18 protein-coding genes are annotated in these 21,816 nt (G+C 40.2%); 1 reads left to right on the forward strand and 17 read right to left on the reverse strand.

Annotated elements, in window-relative coordinates:
* Nucleotides 1-10 precede the first annotated feature (10 nt).
* The 8 genes from ACQKN2_RS13340 to ACQKN2_RS13375 form a co-directional block, all read right to left on the reverse strand.
* On the reverse strand, nt 11-583 hold the full coding sequence (locus ACQKN2_RS13340) for a thymidine kinase (RefSeq protein ID WP_323648707.1): 573 nt from the start codon (nt 581-583) through the stop codon (nt 11-13).
* 119 nt (nt 584-702) lie between these two features.
* Nucleotides 703-906 carry a 50S ribosomal protein L31 gene (gene rpmE / locus ACQKN2_RS13345; protein WP_010857976.1) on the reverse strand — a complete coding sequence of 68 codons (204 nt, stop codon included), beginning with the start codon at nt 904-906 and terminating at the stop codon, nt 703-705.
* A gap of 507 nt (nt 907-1,413) precedes the next feature.
* Complete coding sequence (rho, locus tag ACQKN2_RS13350) at nt 1,414-2,697, reverse strand: transcription termination factor Rho (RefSeq protein WP_049668004.1); 1,284 nt, start codon at nt 2,695-2,697, stop codon at nt 1,414-1,416.
* A 334-nt stretch (nt 2,698-3,031) separates the two neighbouring features.
* Entirely contained in the window at nt 3,032-3,988 is a 957-nt protein-coding gene (gene glpX, locus ACQKN2_RS13355) for a class II fructose-bisphosphatase (protein ID WP_323648712.1), read from the reverse strand.
* A gap of 95 nt (nt 3,989-4,083) precedes the next feature.
* Nucleotides 4,084-5,370 (reverse strand): UDP-N-acetylglucosamine 1-carboxyvinyltransferase, encoded by a 1,287-nt coding sequence (locus ACQKN2_RS13360; protein WP_323648714.1) that lies wholly within the window; start codon nt 5,368-5,370, stop codon nt 4,084-4,086.
* 63 nt (nt 5,371-5,433) lie between these two features.
* Nucleotides 5,434-6,084 carry a fructose-6-phosphate aldolase gene (gene fsa / locus ACQKN2_RS13365; protein WP_427415371.1) on the reverse strand — a complete coding sequence of 217 codons (651 nt, stop codon included), beginning with the start codon at nt 6,082-6,084 and terminating at the stop codon, nt 5,434-5,436.
* 243 nt (nt 6,085-6,327) lie between these two features.
* Nucleotides 6,328-7,182, reverse strand: a complete 855-nt coding sequence (locus ACQKN2_RS13370) for a class II fructose-bisphosphate aldolase (RefSeq protein ID WP_427415372.1) — start codon at nt 7,180-7,182, stop codon at nt 6,328-6,330.
* Between the two features lie 742 nt (nt 7,183-7,924).
* Entirely contained in the window at nt 7,925-8,284 is a 360-nt protein-coding gene (locus ACQKN2_RS13375) for a response regulator (RefSeq protein ID WP_323648719.1), read from the reverse strand.
* A gap of 156 nt (nt 8,285-8,440) precedes the next feature.
* Between ACQKN2_RS13375 and ACQKN2_RS13380 the strand changes: the two genes are divergently transcribed.
* A complete protein-coding gene (locus ACQKN2_RS13380; RefSeq protein WP_427415373.1) occupies nt 8,441-8,971 on the forward strand; it encodes a DUF2529 family protein in 531 nt (176 codons plus the stop codon).
* A 51-nt stretch (nt 8,972-9,022) separates the two neighbouring features.
* Here ACQKN2_RS13380 and ACQKN2_RS13385 read toward each other — a convergent pair whose 3' ends face one another.
* From ACQKN2_RS13385 to ACQKN2_RS13425, 9 genes are all read right to left on the reverse strand, one after another.
* Nucleotides 9,023-10,615, reverse strand: coding sequence for a CTP synthase (locus ACQKN2_RS13385; protein ID WP_427415374.1), 1,593 nt, complete (start codon nt 10,613-10,615; stop codon nt 9,023-9,025).
* Nucleotides 10,616-11,451: 836 nt separating this feature from the next.
* The gene (gene rpoE, locus ACQKN2_RS13390; RefSeq protein WP_427415375.1) at nt 11,452-11,997 is read right to left on the reverse strand and encodes a DNA-directed RNA polymerase subunit delta; all 546 of its coding nucleotides are present in this window, start codon (nt 11,995-11,997) and stop codon (nt 11,452-11,454) included.
* Between the two features lie 150 nt (nt 11,998-12,147).
* Complete coding sequence (locus ACQKN2_RS13395; protein ID WP_185903488.1) at nt 12,148-12,309, reverse strand: hypothetical protein; 162 nt, start codon at nt 12,307-12,309, stop codon at nt 12,148-12,150.
* Between the two features lie 136 nt (nt 12,310-12,445).
* Entirely contained in the window at nt 12,446-15,694 is a 3,249-nt protein-coding gene (gene icmF, locus ACQKN2_RS13400) for a fused isobutyryl-CoA mutase/GTPase IcmF (RefSeq protein WP_427415376.1), read from the reverse strand.
* Nucleotides 15,695-16,335: 641 nt separating this feature from the next.
* Nucleotides 16,336-16,968, reverse strand: a complete 633-nt coding sequence (locus tag ACQKN2_RS13405; protein WP_427415377.1) for a TetR/AcrR family transcriptional regulator — start codon at nt 16,966-16,968, stop codon at nt 16,336-16,338.
* 3 nt (nt 16,969-16,971) lie between these two features.
* Nucleotides 16,972-18,108: an acyl-CoA dehydrogenase gene (locus tag ACQKN2_RS13410; protein WP_427415378.1), complete on the reverse strand. Its 1,137-nt coding sequence runs from the start codon at nt 18,106-18,108 to the stop codon at nt 16,972-16,974.
* A 330-nt stretch (nt 18,109-18,438) separates the two neighbouring features.
* Nucleotides 18,439-19,575, reverse strand: a complete 1,137-nt coding sequence (locus tag ACQKN2_RS13415) for an acyl-CoA dehydrogenase (protein WP_427415379.1) — start codon at nt 19,573-19,575, stop codon at nt 18,439-18,441.
* A gap of 69 nt (nt 19,576-19,644) precedes the next feature.
* Nucleotides 19,645-20,496 (reverse strand): 3-hydroxybutyryl-CoA dehydrogenase, encoded by an 852-nt coding sequence (locus ACQKN2_RS13420; RefSeq protein WP_323648921.1) that lies wholly within the window; start codon nt 20,494-20,496, stop codon nt 19,645-19,647.
* A complete protein-coding gene (locus tag ACQKN2_RS13425; protein ID WP_427415380.1) occupies nt 20,496-21,701 on the reverse strand; it encodes an acetyl-CoA C-acetyltransferase in 1,206 nt (401 codons plus the stop codon). Before ACQKN2_RS13425 ends, ACQKN2_RS13420 begins: the two co-directional genes overlap by 1 nt.
* Between the last annotated feature and the right edge of the window lie 115 nt (nt 21,702-21,816).

Consider the following 21,816-nt stretch of genomic DNA (forward strand, 5'->3'; position numbering starts at 1 on the left):
GCATTTTGCCTTATAGCGACGGATGCGCGTGACATTTTCGACAAACTGGATAGTAGGAATCATTCCCGCCAATTTGAATTTGATCACCTGTGTAAACAGGCTTCCCACTTTCATCAACGCGTAAATTCATTGTTGCTTTTTTATGACAGAACCAGCAAATCGTTTTCATTTCCTCAATTTTATCTGCATATGTAAGCATGTACTGACTGCCTTCAAATAACTCATTTTGGAAATCGTTTTTTAGACCGAAGCCCATAACTGGAATATCTAACTCATCTACGATATAGGCTAACTGCAAAACATGTTCTTTTTTTAGAAATTGTACTTCATCAACAAGTACACAGTATGGTTTTACAGCATTGTTTTTTACTAGCTCAAAAATATTTGTATCATCATTAACAGGGATGGCTTGTTGACGTAAGCCTACTCGACTTGAGATAAAGCCTACTTCATCTCGCGTATCTATGCCTGGTGTAAACATCATTACAGGTTTTTGTTGTTCTTCATAGTTATGCGCAACTTTTAATATTTCTATAGATTTACCACTATTCATTGCACCATGTTTAAAATATAGCTGTGCCATTTTGTCTTCTCCCTTTCTTCATGTCGATCTGGATACTGAAAAGACTCGCATCAGGTATTTCTTTAATATACTGAAAAAAATACCTGCCAAGCACATGCTTGGCAGGTATTAAACTAACATTAGTTTTTAAGACCGTATTTTTTGTTGAAACGATCCACGCGACCATCAGCAGACGCGAATTTTTGACGGCCAGTATAGAATGGGTGACAGTCGTTGCAGAACTCGACAACGATGTTTTCTTTTACTGAACCAGTTTTGAAAGTGTTACCACAAGAGCAAGTTACTGTTGCTTCTTTGTAATCTGGATGAATTCCTTGTTTCATATTCGTTTTCTCCTCTCGCCCTGAACCATCTGGAACAGAGTATTATCGAACTGTACCTTACATAGCCCGAATATGTCGGCTGCATATGTACACGTTGCATACCTATCAATACTACCATATAAAATATATATTTGACAATAGTTTTTAATTTATTTACGACGATTTTAATTTTAAGGCTCATCACTATAACGTATGGTTGATTTCCGTTCCGGCTGGGCGCTTTCCTGGGGGCGTCCGATGAGCCGCTTCACTCGCGTTGCTCGCTCCAGGGTCTCGGGCCAACACGAGGTTGGTCACGAAGGCGTTATCACAGGATGTGATGGTTTTAGTCTTCGTTCCTCTATCGCTAATCCCCAAGGAGTCACCCCAGCCTCCACTCCAATCAACTTATTTACATAGTAGACGTTTTAATAAAAGTCATCCACAACTTTCGATGAAGAACCTTTAAAATATACCAGTATTTAAAAATCATCATCAGCTAGTGATAGTCAATGATGATTTTCACCTTTATAGTAAGCCTTTACCTTTAGTAGCTTTTTTCATATCTTCATTTAACTTTTCAAAGAATTCTTCATTTGATTTTGTTGTACGTAATTTTTTCATGAAGCGCTCCGCAAAATCTGGTGCGTCCGAGAATGTTTTACGAATTGCCCACAGCTTTTCAAGTTGCTCAGGCTCAAGCAGAAGCTCTTCCTTACGTGTACCTGAACGGCGGATATCAAGCGCAGGGAAAATACGACGCTCTGCTAATTGGCGATCAAGATGAAGCTCTAGATTACCTGTTCCTTTAAATTCCTCATAAATGACCTCATCCATACGAGATCCTGTATCTACTAAAGCAGTCGCTAAAATTGTTAAACTACCGCCTTCTTCAATATTACGTGCTGAACCGAAGAATCGTTTTGGTCGATGGAACGCAGCAGGGTCAATACCACCTGAAAGCGTACGACCGCTCGGAGGAATAACTAAGTTATATGCACGTGCTAAACGTGTAATAGAATCCATTAAAATAATAACATCACGCTTATGCTCAACTAAGCGGCGTGCACGTTCTAACACGATTTCTGCAACTTTCACATGATTTTCTGGAACTTCATCGAAAGTCGAGCTCACTACATCTGCATTCACTGAACGTTCAATATCAGTTACTTCCTCAGGGCGTTCGTCAATAAGTAATACAATTAACTCTGCATCTGGATAATTAGTCGTAATAGAATTCGCGATTTCTTTTAATAATGATGTTTTCCCTGCTTTTGGTGGTGCAACGATCAATCCACGCTGCCCAAAACCTACAGGTGCCACTAAATCCATAATACGAGTCGATAGATTGCGTTGTGTTGTTTCAAGCTTAATTTGTCGATCTGGATATAAAGGCGTTAATGCAGGAAAATGCACACGTTCCTTGGCTACTTCTGGGTCTTCGCCGTTAACAGCATCTACCTGTAGTAATCCATAATAGCGTTCATTTTCTTTAGGTGGACGTACCTTACCAGATACCTTGTCCCCATTTCGTAGGTCAAAGCGACGAATCTGAGAAGCAGAAATATAAATATCCTCTTTACTTGGAGAGTAGTTAATTGGACGAAGGAAGCCAAAGCCTTCTTGCGAAACAATTTCTAGTACACCTTCCATAAAGAAATAGCCTTCTTGCTCCGAACGTGTTTTCAAAATAGCAAATATTAATTCTTTTTTCGTTAGCTTGCTATAATATGAAATTTTATATTGGCGAGCAAGGGCATAAAGCTCCTTTAACGTCATGTTTTCTAATTGAGCGATTGTCAATGCAGACATATGCACAACTCCAGTCTTTTTCAAAATATAATTTTAATTTTTGGGGTTATTATAGAAGTTTTTTGCGATAGGCTTATATCGCCTTGGCGTAAATGTTACACTTTGCTTTCACTACAATAGCATTTTGCTAAAAGAAGATAAAGTTAATCTTTTCGTACCTGTCAGCATTTTCAGTTGGTTCGTTAGAAATTAAGCATAGCGATAGATACTTCAAATTAACTAGGCAATACATTGAAGCATAACACAGCCTTATAAAACTATGGGATGGTTGAAAATTTAGAAGAAGTACCTAGTGCAAAAAGATGCACTAGGTATATTTTAGAAGAAAAATTTATTAATAGCTAGGTTTTTTATCAAGAGCGTGGCGACCTTCTACAAAACGTACTGTTCCAGACTTAGCTCGCATAACTACTGAATGTGTTAATGCGTAGGCTCCTTTATACTGAACACCTTTTAATAGCTCACAATCTGTTACAGCAGTCGCTGCAAAAATAGCATCGTCACCTTTAACAAGGTCATCTAAATAAAGAACTTTTTCTACGTCTACACCCATTTTTTCGCAGCGTGCTAACTGTTCATCGTCTTCTGGCACTAACTTCGCTTGGAAGTCTCCACCTAGACATTTTAATGCAACAGCTGAAATAACACCCTCTGGTGCACCACCTGTACCAAACATAATATCAATGCCAGTTTCATCAAAAGCAGTATTAATAGCTGCTCCAACGTCACCGTCTTGAATAAATTTAATACGTGCTCCTGCTTCTCTAATTTCATCAACAATTGCTTGGTGACGTGGTCGATCTAAAAGTGTAGCTACTACGTCCGAAATATCTTTATTTTTAGCTTTTGCTACTTGTAATAAATTATACGTAACAGAAGCGTTAATATCTACCTTACCAGCCGCTTCTGGACCTACTGCAATTTTCTCCATGTACATATCAGGCGCGTTTAAAAGATTACCTTTATCCGCAATAGCAAGAACTGTCATTGCACCATTTGTACCCTTCGCTACAATATTTGTACCTTCTAATGGGTCAACTGCGATATCTACTTGAGGACCACCATTGCGTAAGCCTAGCTCTTCACCAATATAAAGCATTGGCGCTTCATCCATCTCACCTTCACCAATCACTACTGTAGCATGCATTGGAATTGTATCGAACATTACGCGCATCGCTGTCGTTGCTGCATCATCTGCCTCAATTTTCAAACCGCGGCCCATCCATTTCCCGGATGCGATTGCTGCTGCCTCTGTTACTCGTACTACTTCCATCGATAAACTACGTTCCATTGTCTTATTTGCCTCCCGTTATCGGCATATTTCTTCGCCGAAACATTCAAATTACCTCTATTGTAACATAGTTAGTTCAAAACTTTTAGCTCTCATTATTCCTTTGTCTCTGCTACGCGTGCCATTATTGTTTCACGTCGAATATCAGCGCCTAAATCACGTAATTTCTCAATAAGTGAGCTATACCCACGCTCAATATGATAGATATCGTGAATTTCTGTTTCGCCTTCAGCTAAAAGGCCTGCTAATACTAATGCGGCACCAGCACGAAGGTCTGTAGCCGTTACAGTTGAACCTTGTAATTTACTAGGACCTGTAATCATAGCTGTATTTCCTTCAACGCGTGCATTGGCATTCATACGACGAAGTTCATCAATATGCTTAAATCGAGCTGTATAAATTGTATCTGTTACTTTTGAGGAACCAAATGCTTGAGACATTAATACAGAAAGTGGTTGCTGAATATCCGTTGGGAACCCAGGATACACTAATGTTTTTACATCAACGGCTTGCAATGTGGAAAGGTCCGTTTTTGGCACAAAAATACTTTCTTCACCGATTTCGATTTTGACGCCCATTTCACGAAGCTTTGCAGTAATCGCCTCTAAATGCAATGGAATAACATTATCAATAGTAATGCCTTCACCTAAAGCGGCAGCCATGATCATAAACGTAGCCGCTTCAATGCGATCTGGAATAATCGTATGCTCCGTACCATGAAGCTCCTCTACGCCTTCAATACGGATAACACTTGTACCCGCACCTTTAATATTAGCTCCCATGTTAGTGAGAAGAGTTGCTACATCAATAATCTCCGGTTCTTTTGCTGCATTTTCAATAACCGTACGCCCTTTTGCAAGAACAGCAGCTAACATAATGTTTATAGTTGCTCCCACACTGGCAACGTCTAAATATATTTTGGCACCAATTAATTCATCAGCACGTAAATAAATCGCTCCATGCTCATTCGTGATTTTCGCACCTAATGCCTCAAAGCCTTTAATATGTTGATCAATAGGACGCGGCCCTAAGAAACAGCCTCCCGGTAAACCAATCACAGCTTTTTTAAAGCGACCAAGCATTGCTCCCATTAAGTAATAGGAAGCACGAAGTTTTTTCACGTTGCCATTCGGTAATGGCAACGCAATCATGTCTGTTGGATCAATTGTCATTACGCCATCCTCAAATGACACTTCTCCACCGATTTCCTCTAATAATGCCTTTAACGTCCACGCATCAGAAATTTCAGGTAACCCTCCAATTGTCACTGGAGAGTTCGCCAAAATTGATGCTGGAATCAAGGCGACTGCACTATTTTTTGCACCACTAACTTTTATTGTACCTTTTAGACGATTTTCGCCTGTAATTTTATAAACATCCATTTCGCGTTCTCCCTCATGATTGGAAAGTAATATTTTCTGCAATTGGCTCACTATATAATCTTATTATTCGCCTTTTCTCTTATTCCAATCCGCTAAAAATCCTTCAATTCCTTTTTCCGTTAATGGATGATTGAAAAGTTGCTTTAATACTTTAAAAGGAGTAGTCGAAATATGTGCACCAGCAAGTGCTGCAGCTGTTACATGTTGCGGATGACGAATAGATGCAGCGATAATTTGCGTATCGATATTATGAATTGTGAAAATATCTGCAATCGTTTCAATTAGTTCTACACCGTTTTGACCCATATCATCTAAACGACCGATAAATGGTGATACATATGTAGCACCTGCACGAGCAGCCATTAATGCTTGGTTGGCACTAAAGATTAATGTTACGTTCGTTTTAATACCTTTGTCTGCAAAGAAGCGACATGCCTCTAAGCCAGCTGGAGTCATTGGCAGTTTAACTGTAATATTCGGAGCAATTGCAGCCAATTCTAAGCCTTCTTTAATCATACCTTCCGCATCTAAAGCAATTACTTCCCCGCTCACTGAGCCATCTACAAGCTCTGTGATTTCACGAAGTCGATCATGGAAAGAAACATTCTCTTCTTTAGCAACTAACGATGGGTTTGTTGTAACACCTGATAAAATCCCCCATGCGTGTGCTTCTTTAATCTCTTCAAAGTTTGCTGTATCAATGAAAAATTTCATTATTGTTCCTCCTGATCACTGTTTTGGCTCATCATCCTACTTGAGGTTGCATTCAGTTGGAATGGAAAGCAACTTATACATACATTTTACAAATGTTAACCCCAACTTTTGGTGATAAGCCCACTATTTAAATTTTCGCCAAAAATTTTTTATTTCAAAAACAAGAGAAGGTCGATAACAACATCAACACTTCTCTTATTATGTGTATTCATCTCTGCTTTTTTTGCATATTAGATACTAAAATTATGCTTTTTGCGCACTACCAAATTCACGAATTTTCCCAATAACTGTCGCTTTAATCGCTTCACGTGCTGGCGCAAGGAATTTACGAGGATCATAAACAACTTTATCATTATCAAGAACTTCACGGATTACTTTTGTAGCAGCAATTTGATTTTCAGTATTGACGTTAATTTTTGCTGTACCTAATGAAATTGAGCGTTGAATATCTTTTGTTGGAATACCTGTACCACCATGTAATACTAATGGAAGTTCTGCTAAGTTTGAGATTTCTTCCATTTCTTTAAAGCCTAGGTTTGGTTCTCCTTTATAAGGACCATGTACAGAGCCAAGTGCTGGTGCTAAACAATCGATATCTGTTAGCTCAACCATTTTACGGCATTCTTCTGGATCAGCGTACATAATACCACCGATTACGCCATCCTCGTCGCCACCTACTGTACCAAGCTCAGCTTCAACAGAAACACCTTTCGAATGAGCATACTCAACTACTTTTGAAGTAGTCGCAACATTTTCCTCGAATGGATGATGAGAAGCATCAATCATTACAGAAGTAAAGCCTGCATCAATTGCTTCTTTACATTTTTCAAAGCTTGAACCATGGTCAAGGTGAATAGCTACAGGTACCGTAGTGCCATAAGATTCCATTAAACCTTTTACCATGTGTACAACGGAGATAAATCCGCCCATATATTTCCCTGCACCTTCAGAAACGCCTAGAATAACTGGAGATTTTTCCTCTTCAGCTGCTTGTAAAATTGCTTGAGTCCACTCAAGGTTGTTGATGTTGAACTGACCAACCGCATAACCTTCTGCTTTTGCTTTAATTAACATCTCTTTCATAGATACTAATGCCATACTAAAAATCCTCCTCTTAGGACTATTATTTCTACATACATATGCTATTTAATCATAGCAAAAATAACAGCCCCTGAAAAGCAGGGGCTGTTATTTTCTACACGAAAGCGGAGTGCAACGGAGGTTACGCGAAAGTGAAGTGCAACGGAACGACAGCGTCTTGTTTTCTGCACGAAAGCGAAGTGCAACGGAGCGGCAGTGTCAAACCGGAGTGTAGTGTTAATGAAACGAAGGTTAGCCCCTGAAAAGCAAGGGCTGTTATTTTCTATGCGAAAGCGAAGCGGACTTAGTAGCAATTTTAGCTTTTTTAAATATATTTGCCTCATCATCAAAAGTTGGAGATATGCCATTTGTTAAACGTATGCCACGTAAAGTTGATTGGAGTGGAGACTGGGCGACTCCTTGGGGATTAGCGTTAGGGGAACGAAGGCTAAGAGCATCACATCCTGTGATAACGCCTTCGTGACCAACATCGTGTCGGCCCGAGACCCTGCAGCGAGCAGGTAGGGGAACGAAGGCTAAAAGCATCACGTCCTGTGATAACGCCTTCGTGACCAACATCCTGTTGCCCCAAGCGGCCCATCGGACGCCCCCAGGAAAGCGCCCAGTCGGAACGGAAATCAACCCCACGTTAGGATGAGCCATATATTTTGGAAGCAAAGTGAATATGAAACGATAGAACATTACTTCGAATCGAATAATAACCATAAAAAACAGGCGGTGTTGACCACTGCCTGTTTTTCTAAACATTTAAAATTTTATTAACCTCATCACGCACTTCAAAAATATCAAAAGGCTTAGTAAAATATCGAATTGCTCCTAAATCTAATGCCTCCTGTACAACGTCCAATTCACCATATGCTGTCATCATGAAAACCGGGAGTTGTGGCCACTGCTCTTTTAAGCGTTTTAAAATTTCTATGCCATCCATTCCTGGGATTTTCATGTCGAGTAGGACACAATCTATTTCCTCCTCCTCAGCATACTTTAGTGCTTCCATACCATTTGCAGCTAAATATGTACCATAACCTTCTTTTTTCAACACTTCATTTAAAAGTAAACGAATTCCTGGTTGATCATCGACAATTAGTACTCGTTTCACATTTCATTCCGCCCTTTTTGAGTTATTATTCTTACATGTAAATTCTCTCTATTATGTATTATTCTCCTTTTACCTATCAATACCTTCTAGTATTATAAATTATCTGCTTTTGCTTTCTGCTCTTTTCATACCTATAATATTGATTGAGGTGGGACCATGTCAAAAATTCTAACAACACAACTAAGTGGATTATTACAAAGAATAACACAAAATGAAGAGGAAGCTATTGAAGAAACAGCACGATTACTTGCGCAAGCGGGTATTGGTGAAGGTAATGTCTATTTCGCATGCTTTGGCGAAATGCAAGTTGTCGAATTAAATGCATTTCAAGCTGTGGAACGTTTTACGAAGTTAGTCCCTTGGACAAAAGATACAGTGATCACGGAAGCGGATCGTGTATGCATTTTTACACGCAGCGCACACGATGAGGATGCATTAGCCTTTGCACAGCAATTAAATAATCAGTTTATTCCATTTGCAGCCGTTGCTAGCGAAGTTGCTAATGCCGAAAATCCACTGGCAGATTTAGCGTATACGTATATTTCTACACGCATGCGAGGTGGTTTATTACCGAACGATTTAGGAAATCGCATAGTTGTGCCACATGCTATTGCTGCCCTTTTTGTTTATGAAGCCGTAAAAATTGCGTATGATGAAATGCTTGGCCTTGATGACGAAGAGTTGTAAAAAATATATAAAAAAGAGTTGTCTCAGCACTTGAGACAACTCTTTTTTGCATTATTTAAATGTTGCTCCGATAAAATCACGGAACAATGGCTGTGGACGGTTTGGACGTGATACTAATTCAGGGTGGAATTGGCATGCTACGAAGAAATTATTTTCTGGTAACTCGATAATTTCCACTAATTTACCGTCAGGACTTGTACCTGAGAAGACAAGACCTGCAGCTTCCATCGCTTCACGATATTCATTGTTAAATTCATAACGGTGGCGGTGACGCTCATAAACAAGCTCTTGACCATAGGCTTGGCTTGACTTTGAACCTTCTTTTAACTTACATGGATATAAACCTAAACGTAATGTACCACCGATGTCTACGCTGTCGTTTTGATCTGGTAAGAAATCAATAATAGGGTATTCTGTTTGTGGATCTAGCTCTGTAGAATGCGCTCCTTGTAAACCAAGTACGTTACGAGCAAATTCTACTGTTGCAAGTTGCATACCTAGGCAAATACCTAAGAATGGTACATTATTTTCGCGAGCATATTGTGTCGCTAAAATTTTACCTTCAACTCCACGATCACCGAAACCACCTGGAACTAAAATGGCGTCAGCACCTTTTAATAGCGTAGCAACATTGTCAGCCTCTACATGCTCTGCATTAATCCAGTCAATCTCAATATCAGAATTAAATGCATAGCCTGCATGTTTTAATGCCTCTACAACAGAAATGTAAGCATCTTGTAATTCTACATATTTACCTACTAATGCTACTTTTCGTTTATTTGGTAAGCTCTTCACTTTTGCTACAAGCTCGCGCCATTCTTCCATATCCGCCTCTGGTGCTTCAATGCCAAAATGGTCAAGCACGATATCATCAATATCTTGTGCATGAAGGTTTAAAGGTACTTCATATAAATGTTCTGCATCGCGAGATTCAATAATTTCGTGAGGCTGAACATCACAGAATAAAGCTAATTTTTCTTTCATATCCTGTGGCACTTCTTGCTCTGTGCGTACAACGATAATATTTGGTTGAATACCTAAAGAACGTAATTCTTTTACAGAATGCTGAGTTGGTTTTGTTTTTAGCTCACCCGCAGCTTTAATGTAAGGAATAAGCGTACAATGAACATACATCACGTTGTTATGGCCTAAGTTCGTTTTCATTTGGCGAATTGCTTCAAGGAATGGTAATGACTCAATATCCCCAACTGTTCCGCCTACTTCTGTAATAACTACATCCGCATTTGTTTCGCGACCAGCGCGTTGAATACGATCTTTGATTTCATTTGTAATGTGAGGAATTACTTGTACTGTTCCACCGTTGTAATCACCACGGCGTTCTTTTTGTAATACAGACTGATAAACACGACCTGATGTTACTGTAGAATGTTTTCCTAGGTTAATATCAATAAAACGTTCGTAGTGACCTAAGTCTAAGTCAGCTTCTGCGCCATCATCTGTTACGAAAACTTCACCATGTTGATAAGGACTCATTGTACCTGGGTCAATATTGATATATGGGTCAAATTTTTGAATCGTTACTTCTAATCCGCGATTTTTTAATAAACGACCTAGAGAAGCTGCTACAATCCCTTTTCCAAGTGAAGACACAACCCCACCTGTTACAAAAATATACTTCGTCATGAAAAAATTCCTCCTTATGTTGTTCTAGAAATTGCAAGTAAGAAAAGTACATTCACGCCACATGCTGATTCTAAGCATTGATGCAAATATTTTGACAGGCTAAGAAAATAAATATTTCTCATCCCTAAAATAAGAAAAGCCGAGAATGCCTACAAATATATGTAGTCGATTCGAAGCTGTAATCGTTTCTATCTCTTTTCTACTTTCCTTAATCAATTATGCCTCGGCATAATTGCGTCTGGAATCGGCTTTGTGCTTGCACAAAGAACTCCTTACCGATTCCGTGACATCCGCCGGAGGCTTTGGGCCAACACGACGTTGGTCACTCAGTCGTTGTCACAGGACGTGACGTTCTTAGACTGAGTTCCTCTATTTCAGTGGATGTTTGGACACCCGCTGAAAGAAGGAAGTTTTAACATTACTCAATCACCGCTTACTATACATCTTGAATAATTTAGAGCATTACTATTCATTCCGTAGTTATAAACATGGGAGAACTTGACTGAATAAATTTAAAAAATAAAAAAACGCTCCTCCTGCATAGGTTTGCAGGGGAAGCGTATTACATACACGGTCTTTCTCCTTTAATAAGGAGCCCAAGTAAAAGATTAAACGTAACCGTGATAGAAGTCAAGATTTTTTACTACAAGGATAAAAGAAAGAAAATTTCAAAGAGTAATTATCATCAATTATGCCTCGGCATAATTGTGTCCGGAATCGGCTTTGCGCTTAGGCCTGCACGAGGGCCGACACGATGTCGGTCATTTCGGTAATGCCACAGGACGTGGCGTTCTAGACTGAGTTCCTCTATTTCAGCGGATGTTTGCTGAAATAAGTTAGACTTCATCCTCTTCTTCAAATTCTTCTTCATCTTCATCTTCATCGATAAAGTCCTCATCGATTTCTTCATCGATGTCCTCTATATCTTCTTCATCAAAGTCGATATCTTCTTTAGCATCTGCTTCTTCTTCATCTTCTTCTTCTTCTTCAACGAATTCTTCATAATCTTCATCAAAGTCAATATCTTCTTCTTCTAAATCTTCTTCTAAATCTTCTTCATCCTCAAGGGCTGCTTTAGATTTTTTCTTATGAGTTTTAACAGATGGAGCTGTTTCTTCTTCAATCTGTTCAACTTTATACCATTCACGTAAGCCCCAGCCTGTTTCTTGATTAAATAAGAAGCGGCCTTCTACATTTAAATCTGTGTAAAATTGTAGTAGGCGGCCTTTCATTTCTTCATCACTATAGCCCACAAGCTCTTGCATTATTGTTAATAAATCATTAAAAGACACTGAGGCACGTTTTTCATTTAAAATTGCATAAGCTAAGTTAATTAACGATTCTTCCGCTAATTGTTCTTTTGTCATTTCACGAAAATTCATTCGTGCACTTCCTTTCTCTCATCACAATGGACGTTTTAAAATTCATATAGCTTTATTTTCGGAGCGCAGCAAAAAAAGGCCGCACAAAAGTAACTTCCCATCATAAGCATAATACCCATTATATACAAAGTATTATCCTCATTGCTAGCTTCAATTACTGTTTTTTATATCACGCATTTTTTTTATCCCCATGTAAAACAAATAGACAGATAATAATAGTAAAGGAACAGCGCCAATTTGCTTATCATACAGGAATATAACTCCTACCACCAAAGCTAAAATAATGATGTAGTTAATAGCCGATTTCATCATCTATTGCGCCTCCCTTTTTTTTTACATTTCTATTATAACGGAAATAAAAAGAAGTGCCTAATCCTAAGACTAGACACTTACAACTACACCAACATTTTGTACAAAATGGAATAATTGTTATACAGCAAAAAGATCATTACATATTACGACGATATTGTCCGCCTACCTCGTATAAAGCATTTGTGATTTGCCCTAAGCTAGCGACCTTTACAGTTTCCATAAGCTCCGCGAAAATATTACCGTTGTTTACAGCTACTTGTTGTAAACGAGCAAGAGCCGCTGCGTTCTCTCCTTCATGTTGCTTCCAGAAGGCTTGTAAATTATGAATTTGCGTCTCTTTTTCTTCCGTCGATGCACGTGCAATTTCCATATTGTTAATGTCATCTTCAGAAGGCGGATTCGGATTTAAGTATGTGTTTACACCAATGATTGGTAACTCACCTGAATGCTTTAGCATCTCGTAGTGCATAGATTCCTCTTGAATCTTACCACGTTGATATTGTGTTTCCATTGCGCCTAGTACGCCACCACGATCATTGATACGATCAAACTCTTCTAGTACCGCTTCTTCTACAAGGTCTGTTAACTCTTCTACGATATACGCTCCTTGTAATGGATTTTCGTTTTTCGCTAAGCCATGTTCCTTCGTAATAATCATTTGAATGGCCATCGCACGACGTACAGATTCTTCCGTAGGCGTTGTAATGGCCTCATCATATGCATTTGTATGCAATGAATTACAGTTATCTTGTAATGCCATTAACGCCTGTAACGTTGTACGGATATCATTAAAATCAATCTCCTGTGCATGCAAACTACGTCCAGATGTTTGGATATGATACTTTAATTTTTGCGCTCGTTCATTGGCATCGTACTTGTCACGCATGACAACCGCCCAAATACGGCGAGCTACGCGTCCAATAACTGTGTACTCTGGATCCAGTCCGTTTGAGAAGAAGAATGATAGATTTGGCGCAAAGTCGTCAATATTCATTCCACGACTTAAATAATATTCTACATACGTAAAGCCATTTGCTAATGTAAAGGCCAACTGTGATATTGGGTTCGCACCAGCTTCGGCAATATGGTATCCAGAAATAGATACGGAGTAATAATTACGAACTTTATGATCGATAAAGTATTGCTGAATATCCCCCATCATACGTAACGCAAACTCTGTTGAGAATATACATGTATTTTGCCCTTGATCTTCCTTTAAAATATCTGCTTGGACGGTTCCACGTACAACCTGTAATGTTTTCTCGCGTGTTTCCGTAAATTCTTCAACTGTCAAAGGTCGACCCAGTTCTTTCTCACGTAGTTTCACTTGTTGATCAATAGCCGTATTCATGAACATTGCTAAAATAACCGGTGCTGGACCGTTAATTGTCATCGATACTGAAGTCGATGGCGCACATAAATCAAAGCCTGCATACAGCTTTTTCATATCCTCTAACGTACAAATGGATACACCCGACTCTCCAACCTTCCCGTAAATATCAGGTCGGTAATCTGGGTCCTCACCATATAGCGTTACCGAATCAAATGCTGTTGATAATCGTTTCGCATCATCATCTTTCGATAAATAATGGAATCGTTTATTTGTACGCTCAGGTGTCCCCTCGCCAGCAAATTGTCGTTTCGGATCTTCCCCTTCACGTTTAAATTGGAATACCCCCGCTGTATACGGGAATTCACCAGGTACATTTTCTTTATAAACCCAGCGTAAAATTTCACCATAATCTACGAATTTCGGCAGGGCAACTTTAGGGATTTTCGTACCAGAAAGACTTGTTGTTCTTAAAATTGTTCGAATTTCCTTATCACGAACTTTCGTTACCAATTCATCTCCAGCATACGCTTCTTTTAAAGCCTGCCAATTATCTAAAATACGTTTAGACTCAGCCGTTAATTCATCTCTGGCACCTTCTGCTAAAGAAGAAAGAGATGCGACAAGTGCATCATTTGGCGCCTTTTCCTTAATCGCTTCGATAGCTCCCTCTAATTGGAATAGACGGCGAGCAAATTCCACCTGTTGCTCTGATTTTTTATGATAGCCACGCACAGTATCTGTGAGTTCTCGTAAATAATAACGACGGTCGTTTGGAATGATAACATCTTGCTTTTGCGTTTTCGCAAATTGCTCATAGCCTGTTTCCCAATGACTACCTGTCTTCGCATTAATGATATTTACTAATGCAGCAAATAAAGCATTCGTTCCTTTATCATTAAATTGACTGGCAATCGTACCGTACACAGGCATATTATCAAGTGATTCATCCCAAAGCTCACGTGAACGTTGGTATTGCTTCTGCACTTGACGTAATGCATCCTCAGAACCTTTGCGTTCAAATTTATTGATAGCGATCACATCCGCAAAATCAATCATGTCAATTTTCTCAAGCTGTGTTGGCGCACCAAACTCACTTGTCATGACATACATAGATAGATCAGTGTATTTTGTAATTTCCGCATCACCCTGACCAATACCACTTGTTTCTACAATGATTAAATCATAGCCCGCTACACGCGTTACATCTAGCACATCCCCAATGGAAGCAGTAAGCTCTGTACGAGATCCACGGGTTGCTAAACTACGCATATATACGCGATTATTGAAAATCGCATTCATACGAATTCGGTCACCAAGTAAAGCCCCACCTGTCTTTTGCTTTGTCGGATCGACAGAAAGAATAGCTACGCGCTTATCCGGAAACTCTTTCAAGAAACGACGAATTAATTCATCTGTTAAGGAAGATTTACCCGCACCACCTGTTCCAGTAATACCTAATACAGGCGTCTCTTTTGAGCGTTTACGAGCTTCCGCTAGCATCTCTTTCGTCTCTTCATCATCATTCGACTCAGCAGCAGTTAATAAATTCGCTAAAATTTCAGGTGTTTCCGTCGATAGAGCATCTAGCTTTTCTTGATAGCTACCTATAGCAGTCGGGAAATCAGTTCCTTTAATTTTCTGATTAATCATCCCTTGTAATCCTAAAACACGCCCATCCTCTGGTGAGAAAATCCCTGCAATCCCGTAAGCATGTAGCTCTTTAATTTCACGTGGTAAAATAACACCACCGCCGCCACCATAAATTTTAATATGTGGCGCCCCTTTTTCACGCAACAAATCATACATATATTTAAAGTATTCCATATGCCCGCCTTGATAAGAAGATATCGCAATGCCTTGAGCATCCTCTTGTATCGCAGCATTTACGACTTCTTCCACGGAGCGGTTATGTCCTAAATGGATTACCTCTACACCGCTTGATTGTAAAATACGTCGCATAATGTTAACCGAAGCGTCATGTCCATCAAAAAGACTTGATGCTGTAACAAAACGTACGTGATTTTTTGGACGATATACTTCTACCTTTGTCATATGAAATCCCCACTTTCTCCCCTTAATGTTCTTTATAGCCTCATTAGCATAACGTGGGGTTGATTTCCGTTCCGACTGGGCGCTTTGCCGCTGACGCTTCGCTTTCGCGCAGAGCAGAGCTTCCTGGGGGCGTCCGATGAGCCGCTTGGGGCAACAGGATGTTGGTCACGAAGGCGTTATCACAGGATGTGATGGTTTTAGCCTTCGTTCCTCTATTGCTGATCCCCAAGGAGTCGCCCAGTCTCCACTCCAATCAACTTATTTACATGGCGTACGTTTTTAACAAATGCCATCCCCAACCTTTAGTGATGAGCCTTTTTATACATCAATTTCGCCTTGGCGTAATTGCGTCCGGATTTTGAATTGTGCTGGCACAATTCATTCCTTTCAAAATCCGTGACATCCGCCGGAGGCTTTAGGCCAACATGATGTTGGTCACTCAGTCGTTGCCACAGGACGTGGCGTTCTTAGACTGAGTTCCTTTATTTCAGTAGGTGTTTGGACATCCAATGAAAGGAAATCACATCCGCATTCATCTCATCACCTTCAAAGATGGTAGTCAAATGATGAATGAAGATAAAAAAAATCGGTAATTGCAATGTCGCTCTATGCAATTACCGACAACCCCTTTACAGAACTTATTAGAACCCCTTTATGCCTGAAATGAACAAAGTAATTTGTATTTCAATAAATTCGTCAATAGAGTGCTGACGATGGAGCGCCCATTTACGGAATGCCCAGCTTTGCCCAGAAACGACTAAGTTATTTGCTGCCAAGTGAATTTGTTTATCTGTCATCGTTATTTCACCTGACTGTACACAGCGTTTTAGTAATCGCTCAAAAGTAGCAACCATTTCAAACTCTTTACTAAAGACATAGCGTTGTGCTTCTTTCGACAGCGATTTAGTTTCCTGATACATGATTGTCAGCTCATCAACCAAACTATCAATTTGCAAGAAATACTCTCGAATCATTTCCTTTAGCTCTTCAATCGTTCCTGCCTTAATCTCAAAACTTGAAAGTCGCCCCATCGCATGGTGATAAATACTATCACATACAAGGTAAAGGACGTCTTCCTTCGTACGAATATATTCATATAATGTTCCGATACTAAAGCCTGCCGCTTTTGCGATTTCTCTCGTTGTGGCACGGTGAAATCCTTTTTCTCTAAATAATTTAATGGCTCCCTCTATCATCTGTTCTCGACGAATGGCGATGAGATTTTCATCTTTTACTGTTGACTGTACTTGGGGTCTTTGATCTCTTTCTGTCATACGTTATTTTGTCAACATACGAGAGATAACAAGTCGTTGAATCTCCTGTGTACCTTCGTAAATTTGTGTAATTTTCGCATCACGCATGAAGCGCTCAACTGGATAATCCTTCGTATAACCATATCCACCAAAGACTTGAACCGCCTCAGTTGTTACATTCATCGCCGTATCGCCAGCCATTAATTTTGCCATTGCAGATGCCTTACCATAAGGTAGACCATTTGATTCCAACCAAGCCGCTTGGTATGTAAGCAGTCGAGATGCTTCAATTTGAGTTGCCATATCTGCTAGTTTAAAGGATACACCTTGGTTGGCAGTAATCGGCTTACCAAATTGCACACGTTCTTTACCGTATTCAACCGCTGCATCCAATGCTCCTTGTGCAATCCCTAGAGCTTGTGCCGCAATACCATTACGACCTCCATCAAGTGTTGTCATCGCAATTTTGAAGCCTTCTCCCTCAGCTCCAAGCATATTTTCTTTCGGAACGCGACAGTTATCAAAAATAATTTCAGTTGTAGGAGATGAACGAATTCCTAGTTTTTTCTCCTTCTTCCCTACCGAGAAACCTTCAAAGCCAGCTTCAACGATAAAAGCAGTTGTGCCATTTTTAGCTTCTGGATCTGTTACTGCAAATACAACATATGTATCTGCTACTCCGCCATTGGTAATGAAAATCTTCGAGCCATTTAAAATATAATCATCGCCATCAAGTTTTGCATATGTTCTCATACCACCAGCATCCGAACCTGATCCTGGCTCCGTTAAACCATATGCACCGATATGTTTACCTTCTGCCATTGGACGAAGGTATTTTTGTTTTTGTTCTTCATTACCAAATTTAAAGATCGGCCACCCAGCAAGTGACGTATGTGCTGATAAAGTTACCCCTGTTGAAGCACATACACGCGATAATTCCTCTACAGCAATGACATATGCAAGATAATCAAAGCCTGCACCCCCGTATTCTTCTGGCCATGGAATACCTGTTAAGCCTAGCTCCGCCATTTTATCGAAAATTGCGCGGTCAAACTCTTCGTTCTCGTCACGTTCAGCTGCCGTTGGTGCTACTTCATTAATAGCAAAATCACGAATCATTTCACGTAATTGCTCATGCTCTTCTGATAATTGAAAGTTCATTGTCCATTTCCCCTTTTTCGTTAGACTCAGTTAGTGCTATATTGTTGCAAGTGTGTTGATTAACCATTTTTATCCATTCCGATTATTTAGAAGGCTATGATTTCCGCTACGGGCTACTCGCTTTCCTGCGGGAGTCGAGTAGCCCTACGCTACAATCAGTAAAAATGGACGTACATTAGCAAAATATCAACAAAAAAATCCTTTTATCAGCCAATAATAAACCTATATTTCCCTAATCAATACGCCTGATATTGTTGATTTCTATAGAAGTTTTCTTTTAGCAAGCGACATCATCCGTAAAAAATCAACATTGCAACATAACATCAGACTTTATTTAAGTAAATGTTTACTAATGACTAGCTTTTGAATTTCACTTGTACCCTCGTATATTTCTGTCACCTTTGCATCTCGGAAATAACGCTCTACAGGATAGTCTTTTGTATAGCCATAGCCACCAAAAATTTGTATAGCGTCAATCGCTGTTTGCACGGCTGTACGAGAGGCAAAAAGTTTCGCCATCGAGGCCTCAGCTCCGCACGGCAATCCTTTTGTACGTAAATCTGCTGCTCGATAGACTAGTAGTTTTGCTGATTCTACAGCCGTTGCCATATCAGCAAGCTTGAAGCCAACTCCTTGTTGCGCTGCAATAGGCTTTCCAAATTGAACACGTTCTTTTGCATACGCAGTAGCTGCCTCTAGTGCTGCTTCAGCAATACCTAGAGCTTGAGCTGCGATTCCAATACGTCCAACATCTAAGTTAGCCATTGCAATTTTAAAGCCTTCCCCTTCCTCCCCAAGAAGGTTTGCGGCTGGAATACGACAGTTGTCGAATGTTAATTGAACTGTACGTGAGCCGTGTAGGCCCATTTTATGTTCATCCTTACCTATGATTAAGCCTGGTGTTCCTTTTTCAACAATAAATGCCGAAATACCACGTGTTTTTTCAGCAGGATTCGTTGAGGCAAAGACAATATAAACATCCGCTTCTCCACCGTTTGTAATAAACACCTTGGAGCCGTTGATGACATATTCATCTCCATCTCGCACCGCTTTGGATTGTAAAGAGCCAGCATCAGAACCAGCGCTAGGCTCTGTTAAACAAAATGCCCCTAAATATTCACCAGCAGCAAGCTTTGGAACATAGCGTTTCTTCTGTTCATCGTTGCCGAAATAAATTATAGGATTTGTTCCAACCGAAGTATGCACGGATAAAATAACACCCATTACTGCGCTAACCTTTGATAGTTCATTGATTGCAATTATGTACGATGTGAAATCCATCGCTGAGCCGCCTAATTCCTCAGGCGTCGTGATTCCCATTAAACCTAATTCGCCCATTTGCGCAAGGAGTTCACGTGGAAACTCTCCTGCTTCCATACGTTCTACCCACGGTTCAATTTTATCCTGAGCGAAATTACGAACCATATCTCGCATCATTATTTGTTCATCTGTAAATTGTAAATGCATCTATAATGTCACCCCTGTACGTTGTCCCGTAGCATTGCACTTCATTTGAATCGTCCCATCCCCATAGGATTATTCATAAACGTAAAAGCCTCTTCCAGATTTTTTACCTAGCCATCCTGCTGCCACATATTTACGAAGCAATGGACAAGGTCTATATTTACTATCACCTAAGCCCTCATGTAAAATCTCCATGATGGATAGACATGTATCAAGACCAATAAAGTCTGCCAATGTTAACGGACCCATCGGATGATTCATGCCGAGCTTCATCACATCGTCAATGGCTTCTTTCGATGCTACACCCTCATACAATGCGTAGATCGCTTCATTAATCATTGGTAATAAAATACGATTCGAAATAAAGCCTGGGAAGTCATTTACTTCCACTGGTGTTTTCGATAGTTTTACCGTCATGTCTTCAACTGCTTTGTAGACTTCATCACTAGTAGCTAACCCTCTAATAATTTCTACAAGTTTCATAACAGGTACAGGATTCATAAAGTGCATACCAATCACTTGCTCTGGACGATTTGTTACAGCTGCAATTTCTGTAATTGGTAAAGATGATGTATTCGTAGCTAAAATGGCATGTGCCGGTGCAATCTGATCAATTTGCTTAAAGATGGATTGCTTCACTTCCAAATTCTCCACAGCTGCCTCAATGACAATATCTACGTCACTAGCATCCTGTATATCTAGTGACATATTAATACGACCTAAAATGGCTGCCTTCTCATCCTCAGTTTTACGCCCCTTTTCGACATCACGTGTCAGGTTTTTCGTAATGACGCCTAAACCGCGTTCGAAAAATTCTTGCTTCATGTCATTCAGTTTGACCTCATAGCCAGCTTGTGCACAAACTTGTGCAATGCCGGAGCCCATTTGCCCAGCACCAATAACCATTACTTTTTGAATTCCCATCATTTGTGTCCCCCTGTTTTCGGTACGTCAATCATAATCGCATCGCCTTGCCCTCCACCTGAGCAGATAGCAGCAATTCCGATACCACCGCCACGACGTTTTAATTCATGAGCAAGTGTTAAAATAATGCGTGCTCCAGATGCTCCGATTGGATGACCTAATGCAACTGCACCACCGTTAACATTGACCTTTTCAGCATCTAAATCCGCCAGCTGCTTGCTGACAAGAGCTACTGCTGCAAACGCTTCATTGATTTCGATCAAATCAATGTCAGCTAATGATTTCCCCGTCTTTTTAAGTAATTTGTTAATAACAAGCCCTGGTGTTTGCGGGAAGTTCTCTGGCTCAATCGCAAGCTCTTCATGGCCGATAATCACCGCAAGCGGCTCTCTGCCTTCACGCGCTGCACGTTCCTCACTCATTACTACTAAGGCACATGCACCATCGTTAACGCCAGGTGCATTACCTGCTGTAATCGTTCCATCCTTGTCAAAGGCTGGCTTGAGTTTTGCAAGTACCTCTATTGACGTACCAGCTCTTGGTGCCTCGTCCGTATCGACTTGAAGCGGCTCTCCCTTACGTTGTGGAATTTCCACAGGGACGATTTCTTCAGCAAAGTAACCTTTCTCAATTGCCGCAAGAGCACGTTCATGACTGCGAACAGACCAAGCATCCTGCTCCTCACGGCTTAACGAATATTCTTTAGCCGTTACATTACCGTAGCTTCCCATATGCGGCCTTGCCTTATCGAAAGCACATGTTAAGCCATCATATAGCATGCCATCTACCATTGTTGAGTCGCCCATGCGTAAGCCTGTTCGACCATTTTGTAGATAATACGGTGCATTGGACATGGATTCCATACCACCAGCGATCATTACTTCTTCGTCCCCTAATCGAATTAGCTGATCCGCTAGTGTTACAGCACGCATCCCTGACGCACAAACCTTGTTAATCGTTTCTGTTTTCACTGCTATTGGTAAATTAGCTTTGATCGCAGCCTGCCTTGAAGGAATTTGGCCCTGTCCCCCTTGTAAAACGGAGCCTAAAATTACTTCATCCACTTCATCAGGCGAAATATTCGCTTTCTCAAGTGCCCCTTTTATGGCGATTGCGCCTAAATCACTCGCGCTTAATGCTGATAGTGAACCTCCAAACTTACCAAATGCAGTTCTTGCCCCTGCTAAAATAACTGCTCTATTCAAGTAAAACACCCCTTTTGTTTTACGTTCTAGAAGAAGTATAAGAGCATCAACGTTGACTGAACGCTCGCTCGACCTCTATCTATGAAAAATGGGAGTTTTAAGTTAACTCCCATTT

The organism is Lysinibacillus sp. NPDC093688 (genome assembly GCF_050280145.1).
Lineage (GTDB): Bacteria > Bacillota > Bacilli > Bacillales_A > Planococcaceae > Lysinibacillus > Lysinibacillus xylanilyticus_B.

Excerpts from the sequence above, each read along its gene's own strand:
- ACQKN2_RS13340 (WP_323648707.1), bottom strand. The coding sequence starts at position 583 with ATGGCACAGCTATATTTTAAACATGGTGCAATGAATAGTGGTAAATCT.
- rpoE (WP_427415375.1), bottom strand. The coding sequence starts at position 11,997 with ATGAATTTTCGTGAAATGACAAAAGAACAATTAGCGGAAGAATCGTTA.
- ACQKN2_RS13415 (WP_427415379.1), bottom strand. The coding sequence starts at position 19,575 with ATGCATTTACAATTTACAGATGAACAAATAATGATGCGAGATATGGTT.
- rpmE (WP_010857976.1), bottom strand. The coding sequence starts at position 906 with ATGAAACAAGGAATTCATCCAGATTACAAAGAAGCAACAGTAACTTGC.
- ACQKN2_RS13405 (WP_427415377.1), bottom strand. The coding sequence starts at position 16,968 with ATGACAGAAAGAGATCAAAGACCCCAAGTACAGTCAACAGTAAAAGAT.
- ACQKN2_RS13380 (WP_427415373.1), top strand. The coding sequence starts at position 8,441 with ATGTCAAAAATTCTAACAACACAACTAAGTGGATTATTACAAAGAATA.
- ACQKN2_RS13410 (WP_427415378.1), bottom strand. The coding sequence starts at position 18,108 with ATGAACTTTCAATTATCAGAAGAGCATGAGCAATTACGTGAAATGATT.
- ACQKN2_RS13385 (WP_427415374.1), bottom strand. The coding sequence starts at position 10,615 with ATGACGAAGTATATTTTTGTAACAGGTGGGGTTGTGTCTTCACTTGGA.
- ACQKN2_RS13360 (WP_323648714.1), bottom strand. The coding sequence starts at position 5,370 with ATGGATGTTTATAAAATTACAGGCGAAAATCGTCTAAAAGGTACAATA.
- ACQKN2_RS13395 (WP_185903488.1), bottom strand. The coding sequence starts at position 12,309 with ATGATGAAATCGGCTATTAACTACATCATTATTTTAGCTTTGGTGGTA.
- icmF (WP_427415376.1), bottom strand. The coding sequence starts at position 15,694 with ATGACAAAGGTAGAAGTATATCGTCCAAAAAATCACGTACGTTTTGTT.
- fsa (WP_427415371.1), bottom strand. The coding sequence starts at position 6,084 with ATGAAATTTTTCATTGATACAGCAAACTTTGAAGAGATTAAAGAAGCA.
- glpX (WP_323648712.1), bottom strand. The coding sequence starts at position 3,988 with ATGGAACGTAGTTTATCGATGGAAGTAGTACGAGTAACAGAGGCAGCA.
- ACQKN2_RS13370 (WP_427415372.1), bottom strand. The coding sequence starts at position 7,182 with ATGGCATTAGTATCTATGAAAGAGATGTTAATTAAAGCAAAAGCAGAA.
- rho (WP_049668004.1), bottom strand. The coding sequence starts at position 2,697 with ATGTCTGCATTGACAATCGCTCAATTAGAAAACATGACGTTAAAGGAG.
- ACQKN2_RS13420 (WP_323648921.1), bottom strand. The coding sequence starts at position 20,496 with ATGGGAATTCAAAAAGTAATGGTTATTGGTGCTGGGCAAATGGGCTCC.